A 13,176-nucleotide genomic window follows, 5' to 3' on the forward strand; every position below is an offset into this window, starting at 1 on the left:
CAGAATGTTAGACTGAGACGTTATCTATCAATGATGATTAACGTGCTTTTGCGTCTAGAGCCACTTCTGGATCGGGTTCTTTGGTGATGCGGTTACGCAAGTCACGGCGGATAATTTCAATTGACCAGAACCATACTAGGTGACCAAAGATTTCTGATACGTTTTCGTACCAAGGTAGGTCCCATAGTGGAGGAGTCAGACCCATTGTAGTAAATGAGATCCAGTGAACTGCCACTGTTGCTAGGAAACCAGCTAGAAGACCTTGCCACAATTTAATTTTAGGGAAAACTTCAGCAACGATACAGTAACCAACAGCAAACACGATAGAGAACGTGATGTGTGTTACACCAACCCAGTTGAACACGTGACCTGCGAAAGTGTATACAGGTGAGTTTGGATCTGTCACATGTAAGTAATCGCGTAGGAACAAGTATGGAGGGTTAAGGAAATTACGAGAACAGTCAACGTTCGCTGCTGCACGGATTAGGTGTTCAGGAGCACATGCTGCTGTAAAAATATCAGAAGGGCTACGTGGAGGAAGTGGAACTTCACCGCCCCATTTTACGAATGCAGAAACGATACCAGCGATTAGGCCGATAAACGCAGCTAAACCATAACGTCTACGTGATGGATTGGTTTGCTCAAATAGATTCATGTTATTACCATAAAAATGTGAGTTAAAAAGATTGATAAAGATATTATCACCCTGTAGCCCACAAAATACGAATGTAGATCAAAAAAAGACAGTATATATTCATAAAATTAGTACAAAAAAACACCAAACAAACTATTTTAAATAAAATTTTGAAAATATTTACATCTCACAATCGTTTTATTTAAAACAAAAATAAAATTAGAATTTGTTAATTTTTGTGCTTTACATGGTGAATAACCATCTCATTAAAAATAACCATACAATCACTAATGACAAAATAATAATCTTAAAATCATTTCAGTTTCATCACTTATTGAAAATAACAGATTAGAAACAAACGTAAGTTTTTGTCAAAAACAAACAATACAACAATAACTTACTGTTTTTAAAGGAATTTAAAGTAAAGATCATTAACCTTGGCTCTATAAAATGAAAACAAATTTAAGAGAAAAAGCACGTAAACGTTTGCGAATAGATTTATGATAAATATTTTTATCCTTTTTATTGAATATACTTAATTTTAATTTCCACTATTTTATTATGGTTTATTTTTCGTTAAATTTACATTTAGTCCTATCTTGATTGATTAAAATTGGCACACGAAAAATTTAACTACCATGTATAATTAACACCTGCTAATTTAGTATTTTATTGAGAAATGAATATTGATGATAACTATTATTTTACAGCACAAGTCTCCATAACTCTTAAAGCCATAACCCCCCTACTTTCTCTTATTTATACAGTAATAACATTTGATACATTTAATTAACATTAAATTTCAGAATCACATAAAAAATACAATGCCGAAGCTTCCCGCCGTAACCATATCGCTCTTCAACAAGGTAAACACAAATATCAGACGGCCCTAACTAACGCAAATCGCACTCAATCAGCTGGAGCGTGGTTCTCACGTTCCACGTCTAATGATTGACGACAACGCATCATGCGCTCAACGACATGAGAGGAGCTTACAGGTAAGAAAGAGAATTAAAATAAATGATATCTACTGATCAATGTAGAATGACTTTGTCGTCAAATCAGAGCCTTACCCAGGAGCGAATACATTCGCTCAGAATGAGAACTTTGAGATGACTTAGGAATAGAAATAAATTGGGAATATTGGCACGTACTCAAAACGAGCACGTGCTAAGAGCAACAACTCAAATTTTGATTGGTTTCTCGACCAATCGAGAGGTTACAACGCAGTTTCTGCCGCGCTTTTTCGCTTTGTAAAGCGCATTATCAGCATCAACAATCCAGTGTTCTAAGGTATCAAATTCAGCTTTGCCCAGATAACAACTAACACCCAAACTAATAGTGAACTGGATCTCGATTCCTTGGACATTAAGCTTTAATAATTCGACGGAAGTTCTCAGATCTTCAGCAATGGCATGCGCTTCTTCTTTTTCCGTGCTTGGTAATAGAATCAAAAACTCCTCACCCCCATAGCGACATACCAGATCATGCTCTCGAACCGAGAGATTCAAAGTATCAGCTAACGTTTTGAGTACCTTGTCACCCATGTTGTGCCCATAGGTATCATTTATCGCTTTAAAAAAATCGGCGTCAATCAGGATTAATGAAGAAGGTACTTTATACTGCTCCGCCTTCGCCAATTCCATTTTAGCCAATTCAAAAAAACGGCGACGATTCAATACCGCTGTAAGAGGATCTTTATGTAGCATGTCTTCCATCTGAATCTCAGCGAGTTTACGCTCTGTAATATCGTAACCAATGCACTGATACCCAAGTGGTTTACCCGATTTGGACATAATTAGGCGGTCTGTCCACTGTAACCAACGAAAAACTCGGTTGCCGTGCTCATCTAACCTGTCTTGTCGGTGCTCGTGAACAGCTAAAGGAGAATCGGTTGTTAAACGAGCAAGTTGCCGTTTTGCTCTTCCAACGTTCTCAGGTTCAATAACCTCTAACACATTTTTGCCGACGATCTCATCAATGGGCTTGCTAAGCGCTTCTGATACTCGCCGATTGACATATTCAATTTGATAATCAAGGTTATAAACCAAAATTAAAGAGGGTTGATCGTTCATCGTTTCTAGTAATACATCGGCTTTGTGCAGTGAATGCTGTAAATGTTCTAGTGGCGATACATCAGTGAGGCATAATACGTAATGCACTCCCGCAACAAAGTTTGAATGGCAGTACCAGTTAATTTGTATTGCTTTGGTTTGTCCATGAATAGTCAGATGGTGCATTTTGCGCGACATCGACCATTGCTTTAATTCATCTGCCGTTAAACGTTCGTTAAGGGAGAGAAGATCATTAATATCTCGACCAACAACATTTTGTGAATCAAAGATTTCAGCATATTCTCCCATTGCGTGAGAGACCAGTAAATCACTGGATATATAAAGTAAACAACTATCCATATTCATTAATGACTAAATACTATTTTATAGAGATCAGCTTAAATATACCGTAAAAACGCTTCATTATTCGGGCTCTAATCTTGTATAAAAATAGTAAAGGCATTCCTTATGTAAATTTATCCCTACTCTGCTAACTGGCTAGCTTGTAACAAACCGCCATATTGACCCAATTGATTTTAAAAATCAAAGATCTATATATAACAATAACCTATGTTACATTTTTGATGCGTTTGATTTGGCATTATATATAAGTGAGATACCAGTTAGAACAACGCAACTTATAGAACTTCATTAAAAATGACATATAAATAAAATGGTTTTATTTAATGATAAAAGTCTTTATTTAAACAATGTCTAGGGATCATTAGCTAGGCATGTTATTAGCGCAATTAATAAGTATTGTCACAGAAGATCGAATTTCCTTTTTTACTAGGAAGAGATTCTTACATGATTGATTGCTAATGCTTGGATACTCGATTTATTAGGGAACTAAGATCACAGAAAAAGTTCTAACCTTTCAGGTGCCGTGATTTGAGGTAAACGAGCAAAATATCACGACACTCTTAGTAAAAGAAACTAGCCCGTATCAGTGAATAAGAGGGTGAATGAACTTCGTATTCATGTGGAATTCATCTTCGCTCTGGTATGGTGGCACTAACTTAATAACTAGAGGTACTCACTATGAGCCGATTGATTGTCACTGCATTAGCTGTTATTACAGGCATATTTGCTCTGATGTTTAGCCTAGTGATCGCGATTCCTCTCGCTTGTATTGCGTTAATTCAGGGTAAAAGATTTAATGATCAACTGAAGCGTAACTCATTCAATCATCGCCAACATGCCAGTCATGATGTGATTGAAGGAGAATACGAAGAAGTGATTCATGAAAAGGCCTCCCACAATTAAACATCATGGTTGTTAAAGCACACGAAGCCTTAACACCGTTAAATACTTACCACGACTCGGATCGCGAGTGCAAGTAACACGCATCCCGATAATCGATCGATCAACGCAGCTTTATGACGTAACTTATCGAGTACGGCTGCGTTAGATAACAATAACGTGATTAAGGTATACCACGATCCATCCACAACAAAAGGGGTCGCAACAATGGTGACTTTATCAGACAAACTATGTCCCGCATCAACATACTGACTAAACAGAGCGATAAAAAACAGCGCGATTTTGGGGTTCAGCATAGAGATAAGTGCGCCTTCTTTCGCCGACTGCCAATTACTAACACGTTCACCACTTTCTAAACGAGCTGCGACACCACCTTTAGAGCGCAGTGCATTAACCCCCAAATACGCTAAATAGGCAGCGCCTAGATAAGTAATCGTGTCAAACACCAAAGGAGAGTGTTGTAAAACAACCGCCAACCCAATCATAGTAATAAAGGCGTAGACCCCAATGCCACAAGCATGCGCCCAAGCGGTACAAATGCCATTTGAGCGCCCACCCGCTAAGCTATGTTTAACCACCATCGCTAAACTGGGACCTGGTGACATCGCACCAAGTAGAGCAATGGCAAATAATGAAAACCACGTTGTTAATGTCATAAAATCGCTTCGCCCGACTAGGCTTACCTTTTTTGTTATTTTTTCCGGATAAATGAGTCACTCATATTATCAGTAGGAAAATTCGAATGTATTTGAAGAACCGCGCGCCACTTTAACACTTGCTTTGTCCAATGCCGAAATGGCATGTTCAACCCCTAATTGCTGTTGGGTATAGTGGCTTAATATCGCTACCACCTGGCTATGCGCCGCCTTGCCTGATTCGATTCCTGCCGGAGCATCTTCAAATACAATACAGTCGTGAATATCAACGCCGAGTTTACTTGCGCCAAGTAAATAGGGCTCAGGGTCGGGTTTGCCCTTACTAATCGCTTCTGCTGTTATCAGTATTTTGGGCATGGGAATACCCGATGCTTTTATTCTTGCAGAGGCGACGGGTAACGTTCCTGAGGTCACAATGGCCCAAGGCACACCAAGCGCTTCAAGTGATTGAATGAACTCAAGCGACCCATTCAAAGCGATTGTACCTTCAGTATCTTGTGATTCTCGAGTTTCTAACCAATCCATTTCATTATCAATGAACGAATCGTCTTTATCAGCCAACAATAGTGCCAACGATTCTCTTGCAGGGCGGCCATGAATGACAGACATGACCCGATCTGGATCGAGATTATTGCGTTGCGCCAGTAGCGTCCAAGAACGTTTAACCGCGCCTAATGAGTCGATAAGCGTACCATCTAAATCAAATAATGCCGCTTTAAATTCTATGGTTTTCGCCATACTAGATCCCTGATTTTTCTTACTATCTTACGCCTGAACAATGAATATTCAAGCCGCATCCACAACAAAAACACGTGCCACCCACGCACCATGTAAACGGCTTTTTCCTTACTATGCCACACTGATTTTGTATAAAAACCTACCGCCTCACATAGAAATAACAAGACAGACAATAATAAACCCACAAATTGAGTGGTTATAAACAAATTCATAAAGTTGATGCAACCGGTACCACAATATGAGATAAATCCGGTTGCTTGAAGCTGAAATTGAATTAATTTATAACCAACTCAAACATATACATAGCCAATCAACGAGTAAAGATGAATTTATGAGCCTTATTTCACCTATTCCCTTGATCAAAAAAATGCGATTTTTCTCCCCTTCCGCTGTCCACTGTCGAGGAAAATACTAATATGTATCATTTATATTATTCCCCTCGCTCTGCCAGCATGGCCGTTCACTGGTTGCTTCATCACCTCAATGTTCCCTATCGTTTGCATTATGTTAATAAGAAAAAAGATGAGCAAAAATCCGATGCTTATAGAAAACTGAATCCTGTAGGAAAAATCCCAACACTCGTTATAGATGGTCAACCCATAGCAGAAACAGCGGCCATCATGATGACTCTGTGCGAAAAACATCCCGACGAGCACATGATGCCTCCAACCCATTCAGCACAAAAGCCACGTTTTTATCAATGGATGCTGTACCTTTCGAACACCTTGCAAAACGATTTAATGATCTATTTTTATCCTGCGAGGCACGGAGTGCATAACACAGAGCATGATAGTGTAAAACGTACCCAAGCAGCCCGTATTGATGAGAGCCTTACCCTCATTAATGATCAGCTAAGTCATCACACCTATTTAATCGATGATGAAATATATGCCTGTGATTTTTTTCTCTTTATGTTGTGCAGTTGGTGTTTTGCATTAGAAAAAACCCCGATGGATTACCCGTATTTACGTGGTTTTATGCAGAGAATGGCGACGAACGAAAGCGTGTTAGCCGTTAATGAAATTGAACAGTTAAATCTGATTGAAATTCTCAGTTACGTCAGTTAGCGACTAAACCGATAAAAAAGTCACCTTAACTTCAGCAAGTCTCTGAAAGAAAAGGTGACAATATTTTTGGAAATTGACTTGTATACCGCTAATCAGTCACATTGCTCCCCTGAATGCGGGCTATTGTGAATTTATAATCCCATTTCCGCTGAAATCTGTTCGACCCAACCAGCAACTCGTTGATCGGTTAAGCTAGATTGATTGTCTTTATCAATAACTAGGCCGACAAATTCATCCCCATCGACAGCATTCGATGAATTAAATTCATAACCATCTAGTGGCCAAAAACCGACCATTGTTGCACCAGTATTAGCAACGTAGTCATACAATTCACCCAGCGCATCGACAAACTCATCAGCATAACCGACTTGGTCTCCTAAACCGTAAAGAGCAACGGTTTTACCACTCAGATCTAATCCTTCAAAATTGGGCATAAACTCTTCCCAGCTTTCTTCCTGACAATCACAAGATAAGCCCGGTAATTTACCTTCACCAAGAGTTGGCGTACCTAGGATTAGGCAATCATATGCATTTAAATCCTCTACTGTTGTGCGGTTGATATTCTTAGGTTTATCGGCAATGTCGGGGCCGAGTAGTTTTTGAATCTGTTTTGCAATCTTACGTGTACTACCTGTATCTGTACCGAAGAAAATACCCACTTTAGCCATCATTCACTCCTTTGAAACGTCAATTCATGCTTTGTTACTCTCTATACCCAAGTAACCTCAAGATGCTGTTTCAGCGAGAATGTATTCGCTCTTAGGCAAGGCACTGATTTGAAGACATAGTCATTCTACGTTAAAAATCAGTAACACAGCCTGGGAGCGAATAAAACTCGCCCTTTGGGAGCTCATCAACAAACCTATTTCTGCGCTCAATCACGTTGAAAGGGAATGACCATTCCTGCCGTGATTGAGCTTGACCTAGGCTCGTTGATGAAGCTCTGAATCCTGCATCTTGAGGTCATTTGGGTATATCATTGTTATTAGAGCAAAGCGCATACCAGTTAGTTAGTTACATATAATCAATTAGTTACATAAAGCCTTTTATTTAAATGACTGTCAGTCGTGACAAATTGTCATAAAGCCGACATTAATCGTCGTCGTCGTCATCATCGTCATCTGGCTGCCAAATGAGTGGCCGATAAATTTCTACCCGATCGCCATTTTTGAGCTCATGAGTAAGAGGACTAACCTTGCCAAACACGCCCACTTTTTGTGCCTGCAGATCGATATCGGGAAACACTTCCAATATCTTCGATTGGTGAATCGCAGTTAATACCGTCGCATCGTCAGGCACATTGATCGGTAACCATACTTGTTCACTGGGCAAGGCATAAACTACTGAGACTTTCATTTCGTCGCTCCTTCACTTACATATCACCTTCCGGCACCATGCCACTCTGCCGTTGTTTGTTTTCTTGCCACACGGCTTCTAATTTTTGTTTTAGTGCCAAGCCAAGCCCCAACATAATGAAGCCACCTGGCGGTAAAATAATTAATAATAACCCGCGGTAATCGGGGATAATGGTGGTTTCTAAAAAGGCAAAGTGTGGACCGAGCAATAGGCTTGCATTGGTAAATAAAGTTCCACTACCAATGATTTCACGAATAGCGCCAAGCACCGTTAATACCCAAGTAAAGCCAATGCCCATAAACACCCCATCGACCAGAGATGGAACGACCTTTGAACGACTCGCGAACGATTCAACTCGCCCTAAGATCGCGCAGTTAGTTACAATCAAAGGAATAAAAAGCCCCAGTACTTTATGTAATTGGTGTAAATAGGCGTTGAGCAACGCATCCGTTAAAGTCACTAGTGTCGCAATGATTATGACGTTCACGGGAATACGTACGGTTTTACTGATGACACCTTTTGCCATTGAGTTGATAAGGTTTGAGGCAACCATCACCACCAAAGTTGCAAGTCCTAAACCAAGGCCGTTCGTTGCACTACTGGTGACGGCCAATAATGGGCACAAGGCTAACGACTGTTTAAGGACTATATTATTGTCCCAAAGCCCATTTTTAATAATGTTGGAATATCCCTCACTCATGAGCTGACTCCCTATCCTGTTTTAGTGCTTCCAATGCTAAGTGAATACCTTTGACCACAGCCCGTGGAGTAATGGTTGCGCCGCTAAATTGGTCGAACGTCCCACCATCTTTTTTTACGCCCCACACTGGTGTATTTTTTAATGAGTGATGATTAAAACTGAGAATCCACGGGCTTTTCGCCAATTCGATATTGTCCCCCAGCCCTGGCGTTTCAGTATGACTCACCACTCGAACCCCAATGATCTCTTGGTGCATGTTGACTCCCATCAGATAAGTAATGGGGCCGCTGTAACCATCTTCCGCGCCGCGCACAACCCATGCGGTGACCTTTCCTTGGGCATTTTTCACCGGGAACATGTCGAACGTTTCTTTGGCATAATGGACACTATGCCCTTCTGCAAAGACATCGTTTGAGAATGTGATGTCGCCCAACACTTGTTTGAGGAGAGCGTTTTGGTCTTCACTAATCCTTTGAGCGATAACGGGTTTCGTCAGTACTTCGGTAAACACCAATAGAATAGCGGCGATCGCACACGTTACCGCTAGGAGGCCACTTTGATAGCCCACTTTTTCTTTCCATAAATCTAACGACAACATCATGACTTTTGTTCCTTCAAGCTGCGACTACCGTACACCGCAGGGCGCATGTAGTGATCAATCAAGGGACTGGCGGCATTCATAATGAGCACAGCAAACGCCACCCCTTCGGGATAACTGCCAAAAGTACGAATTAACCAAACTAATAAGCCACATCCTGCCCCATAAAGAAGCTGGCCACGCACGCTAGTGGGAGACGTCACTAAATCGGTGGCAATATAAAATGCGCCTAACATCGCACCGCCACTAAACCATTCATTCCAAAAAGGCAGATATTGTTGACCATTAATTAAGTGCGCGATAAGCGCGGGAATACCTAAACCCAAAAAGAAAGAGGTGGGGATTGCCCAGTGAATAATGCGGCGATAGAGTAAATAAATACCTCCAAGCAAAATGAAGATCGCACTGGTCTCCCCTAAACTACCTGCTTGTTGACCAAAGAAAATATTAAATAATTCAACCGGCAATTTACGTTCGGTACTTAACGCGGTTGCAGCCGTCATACCATCAAAATGTAACCACCCTTCCGGCACGGTTAATAACGAGTGACTAAAATCAAGTGGCGTAGGTGTTGCCCACTGAGTCATCTCAACTGGGAAACAAATTAAGAGCATGACCCTCGCGAGCATCGCTGGATTAAATAAGTTCTGTCCAAGCCCACCGTAGATCTGTTTGCCCATGACCACAGCAAATACTGAACCGATGATGGTTAAGGTAATAGGAAAAGTCGAAGGCAGGCTCATTGCCAGTAACATCCCTGTGAGTAATGCTGAACCATCTAAACAGGCTTTCCATGATTTTTTCATCAGAATAAGGCAAGCTATTTCTGACAAGACCGCCGCTAAACAACTGACCAACAAAACCACAAAACTACTCAAACCGAATTGGTACACGCCAAACAACGCAGCCGGTAACAACGTCAGTAACACGGTATACATAATTCTGACACTGGAATTCGCGTTATGGGCAAAGGGCCCCATGGCGACATCATATTTAATCATTGTTGATCCTCCTCAGTGACAGTCGTTTTGCGAGCGACTCGCGCTGGACGTGGTGGTCGAGCCGGCCTCTCGGCTTTCACCGTAATATCAGGTTGAGATTCGGTAGGCTCAGCGACTAGCTGTGATTGAACATCTGGATTGAGTTGCGCTGTTGGTCTCCTTGGCGGACGTGCAGGACGAGTAGGACGTGCTGGTCTTGATGATACTTGTGCTGAGTTCTCGTGAGATTCCATCTGTACTACGTTATCTTTAGTTTCAGTCACTGCACTGTTACTACGAGCTTTACGCGCTGGCCTTGCGGGTCTAGCAGGTCGTTCACTCAGATTGGCCACGTCCTGCTGAGTGTTGCCTGTTAATGAACTCTCCTCACTCACGACTTGCGTGGTTGGCCTTGCTGGGCGACCGGGACGTCCAGGTCTGGTAGGGCGAGCCGGCGCTTCATTCGCACCAGATTCAGCCACTCGGGCGCCACGAACAGGCCGTTGCTTCGCTTGTTTCGCTGCCAATTTAGCTTTAGCTTCTTCTTCCATACGGTGACGTTTCGCTTCAGTAAGCTGCTTAGCTTGTTGCGATTTACGCTCTTTTTGCCAATTTGAGTTAATAACACCTTTGGCATGCATAAAATATTGGACTAACGGAATAGAAGAAGGACACACATAGGAACACGCACCGCATGATAAACAGCTGCGCACTCCAAGCTCCTCTGCTTTTTTAAAATCAGACACTTTGGTATAAGCAGCCATTTGAAACGGCATAAGGCTCATAGGGCAAGCTCTCACACATTGACCACAGCGAATACATTGTTGATGCTTGTATTTGCTCATGATTTCGTCACTGGTAAGGGCTAATATTCCTCCTACCATTTTATCAATTGGCACATTCAGCGAAGTAATGATCTGCCCCATCATGGGTCCCCCGAGAACCAAACGCTCGGTACTTTCACTGGTTCCACCACAGTAATTGATCAAATCTTGTACTCGAGTACCAATTGGTGCCTCTACATTACGAGGCTCACTCACGCCTTGCCCAGAAATAGTCACAATGCGATTGACTAAAGGACGACGAAAACGCACTGCGTGATACACGGAACGTGCTGTGGCAATATTGTTAACCACGACACCAATGTGCGATGAACGACCGCCTTGAGGCACTTCCTTACCCACTAACGTCTTAATAAGCTGCTTCGCTGACCCCATGGGATAAATGCTAGGGACACTGCGAATTTCGATATTGGGTTCTTCACTCGCGGCATCGGTCATTTCATAAATAGCGGTTTGTTTGTTGTCTTCAATCCCCACGATAACGCGTTTTGCACCACTGGCGATTTGCATCAACTTTATGCCAGATATCACTTCCGCTGCGTAAGTCTGCATTGTGACATCATCACTGGTGAGATAAGGCTCGCACTCACCCCCATTAATAATTAAGGTTTCTACCCCCGCTTTACGTGCAGAACTCAATTTCATTGCAGTAGGGAATCCGGCGCCGCCTAGTCCAACAATACCTGCTTTTTGTATGCGCTCTAAAATGGTATCTGGATCAAGTTGATGAAAAGCGCCTAGCTCTGCTGGCGTGCCCCAGTGACGGTCTTCATTGGCACGAATCTCTATGGTATCTGCATAAATTTTTGCCGGGTGCGGTGTGATATAAGGCGCAATCTTGGTGACAATCCCGTTAACCGGAGAATGAATAGGCGCGACACGCTCGCTGAGCGACTGGGCGATTAATTGACCACGAAATACCATATCACCCACGTTAACCAAAGGCTTAACGACGGCACCATCGCGTTGCTGTAGTGGCAAGTAAACATAACGAGGCCAAAAATTTTCATCGATGGGCTTGTCACTGGTTAAGTGTTTAAACGTTTTAGGGTGCACACCACCAGAGAATCCGTGTGAAAATAAGCGTAACATCTTCTACTCCTAAGCTGCATCTGAGGTGGGTTTAGGCCAGTACCAATGCTTGGCATCGGGTTCTACTTCTGCCATATCAAGACAATTTTGCGGGCAACTCTTGGCACACAGTTCACACCCCGTACACACGTCTTTTAAAACGGTATGCAACTGCTTAGGAGCACCAACAATGGCATCAAACGGGCAGGCTTTCACGCAGCGGTGACACCCAGAACATTGCGCTTCTTCAATCACCGCAACATATTCTTTATCTTCGTCGCTAACCTCAACAGAGACACCAAGCAGATCGGCGACGGTCACCGCTAAACTTGCGCCACCAGGAGGACAACAATCAGGTCCCAATTCGCCACTGACCATTTTTTCAGCGGCTTGACGGCACCCAGCCTCACCGCACTGGCCACATTGACCACCAGGTAATAACCCTTCTACTTGGTCTACCAGCGGGTTGCTATCAACGTGAAAATACTTCGCAGCCACGCCAAGTAGTGCTCCTAAGATCGCCCCAAGCAAAACAAAAAACACTAATGCTGAAATAACCATAGCCATTTGAGATTCCCCCCTTTTCTACGCCATTCCCGAGAAGCCCATGAATGCCATCGACAGAAATCCTGCCGTAATAAATGCAATTGGCGTCCCTTTGAAAGCGGCAGGCACTTCACTAATTGATAACTGACTGCGCAACCCCGCAAATAGCGTAATCACAATAAGAAAACCCGTGGCAGAACCGACGCTGAACATTAAGGTTTGAATAAAATTGAGGTCGTCTTGAACAGCAAGTAAAGCCACACCGAATACCGCACAGTTAGTCGTAATCAGTGGTAAATAGACCCCGAGAGCTTGGTATAAGGTGGGAAACGCTTTCTTTACATACAACTCGGTAAATTGAACCACACCCGCAATCACTAAAATGAACGCAATAATGCGCATAAATTCGAGCCCGAGTGGACGCAAGATGGCGAATTCAATCATCCATGTCACTAGTGTTGCGAGGGTTAATACGAAGGTTGTTGCAACCCCCATCCCAACCGCACTGCTGATCTTACTTGAGACCCCCATAAAGGGACACAATCCGAGAAATTTTGCCAACACGACGTTATTGACGAAGGCGGCACTAAGTAAAATTATGAATCCGTCTGACATAACTCTTTCCTTGAGATCCGTTTCCCAGCATTGGTGCATAGCCTATGCCATCGCAA

14 protein-coding genes are annotated in these 13,176 nt (G+C 42.6%); 2 read left to right on the plus strand and 12 right to left on the minus strand.

The genetic code is table 11. The features are described from left to right. Positions 1-37: 37 nt before the first annotated feature. Positions 38-655 (minus strand): YagU family protein, encoded by a 618-nt coding sequence (locus I1A42_RS21055; protein ID WP_161158610.1) that lies wholly within the window; start codon positions 653-655, stop codon positions 38-40. A gap of 1,163 nt (positions 656-1,818) precedes the next feature. Then, positions 1,819-3,054, minus strand: coding sequence for a GGDEF domain-containing protein (locus I1A42_RS21060; RefSeq protein ID WP_196124857.1), 1,236 nt, complete (start codon positions 3,052-3,054; stop codon positions 1,819-1,821). 675 nt (positions 3,055-3,729) lie between these two features. On the opposite strand from I1A42_RS21060, the gene I1A42_RS21065 reads away from it, so the two are divergent. After that, on the plus strand, positions 3,730-3,954 hold the full coding sequence (locus I1A42_RS21065; RefSeq protein WP_196124859.1) for a hypothetical protein: 225 nt from the start codon (positions 3,730-3,732) through the stop codon (positions 3,952-3,954). Between the two features lie 38 nt (positions 3,955-3,992). Here I1A42_RS21065 and I1A42_RS21070 read toward each other — a convergent pair whose 3' ends face one another. Beyond that, on the minus strand, positions 3,993-4,607 hold the full coding sequence (locus I1A42_RS21070) for a LysE family translocator (protein ID WP_161158314.1): 615 nt from the start codon (positions 4,605-4,607) through the stop codon (positions 3,993-3,995). Positions 4,608-4,676: 69 nt separating this feature from the next. Beyond that, complete coding sequence (locus tag I1A42_RS21075; RefSeq protein WP_161158315.1) at positions 4,677-5,345, minus strand: HAD-IA family hydrolase; 669 nt, start codon at positions 5,343-5,345, stop codon at positions 4,677-4,679. A 416-nt stretch (positions 5,346-5,761) separates the two neighbouring features. Between I1A42_RS21075 and I1A42_RS21080 the strand changes: the two genes are divergently transcribed. After that, positions 5,762-6,412, plus strand: coding sequence for a glutathione S-transferase family protein (locus tag I1A42_RS21080; protein WP_161158316.1), 651 nt, complete (start codon positions 5,762-5,764; stop codon positions 6,410-6,412). Positions 6,413-6,543: 131 nt separating this feature from the next. On the opposite strand, the gene I1A42_RS21085 is transcribed toward I1A42_RS21080, so the two are convergent. The 8 genes from I1A42_RS21085 to rsxA all read right to left on the minus strand — a co-directional run bounded on the left by I1A42_RS21085 (position 6,544) and on the right by rsxA (position 13,120). Then, positions 6,544-7,083: a flavodoxin gene (locus I1A42_RS21085; protein WP_408063540.1), complete on the minus strand. Its 540-nt coding sequence runs from the start codon at positions 7,081-7,083 to the stop codon at positions 6,544-6,546. Positions 7,084-7,504: 421 nt separating this feature from the next. Next, a complete protein-coding gene (locus I1A42_RS21090; RefSeq protein WP_161158317.1) occupies positions 7,505-7,768 on the minus strand; it encodes an RnfH family protein in 264 nt (87 codons plus the stop codon). 16 nt (positions 7,769-7,784) lie between these two features. Beyond that, complete coding sequence (locus tag I1A42_RS21095; protein WP_196124861.1) at positions 7,785-8,468, minus strand: electron transport complex subunit E; 684 nt, start codon at positions 8,466-8,468, stop codon at positions 7,785-7,787. Next, the gene (locus I1A42_RS21100) at positions 8,461-9,069 is read right to left on the minus strand and encodes an RnfABCDGE type electron transport complex subunit G (protein ID WP_161158319.1); all 609 of its coding nucleotides are present in this window, start codon (positions 9,067-9,069) and stop codon (positions 8,461-8,463) included. The genes I1A42_RS21095 and I1A42_RS21100 overlap by 8 nt, the downstream gene beginning before the upstream one ends. Beyond that, the gene (locus I1A42_RS21105) at positions 9,066-10,067 is read right to left on the minus strand and encodes an RnfABCDGE type electron transport complex subunit D (RefSeq protein ID WP_196124863.1); all 1,002 of its coding nucleotides are present in this window, start codon (positions 10,065-10,067) and stop codon (positions 9,066-9,068) included. The genes I1A42_RS21100 and I1A42_RS21105 overlap by 4 nt, the downstream gene beginning before the upstream one ends. Continuing rightward, positions 10,064-11,980 carry an electron transport complex subunit RsxC gene (rsxC, locus tag I1A42_RS21110; RefSeq protein WP_196124865.1) on the minus strand — a complete coding sequence of 639 codons (1,917 nt, stop codon included), beginning with the start codon at positions 11,978-11,980 and terminating at the stop codon, positions 10,064-10,066. The genes I1A42_RS21105 and rsxC overlap by 4 nt, the downstream gene beginning before the upstream one ends. Before the next feature lie 9 nt (positions 11,981-11,989). Beyond that, positions 11,990-12,526 carry an RnfABCDGE type electron transport complex subunit B gene (locus I1A42_RS21115; protein ID WP_230389689.1) on the minus strand — a complete coding sequence of 179 codons (537 nt, stop codon included), beginning with the start codon at positions 12,524-12,526 and terminating at the stop codon, positions 11,990-11,992. 18 nt (positions 12,527-12,544) lie between these two features. After that, positions 12,545-13,120, minus strand: a complete 576-nt coding sequence (gene rsxA / locus I1A42_RS21120; protein ID WP_161158322.1) for an electron transport complex subunit RsxA — start codon at positions 13,118-13,120, stop codon at positions 12,545-12,547. Positions 13,121-13,176 lie beyond the last annotated feature (56 nt).

It is taken from the genome of Vibrio nitrifigilis (assembly GCF_015686695.1).
Taxonomy (GTDB): Bacteria; Pseudomonadota; Gammaproteobacteria; order Enterobacterales; family Vibrionaceae; genus Vibrio; species Vibrio nitrifigilis.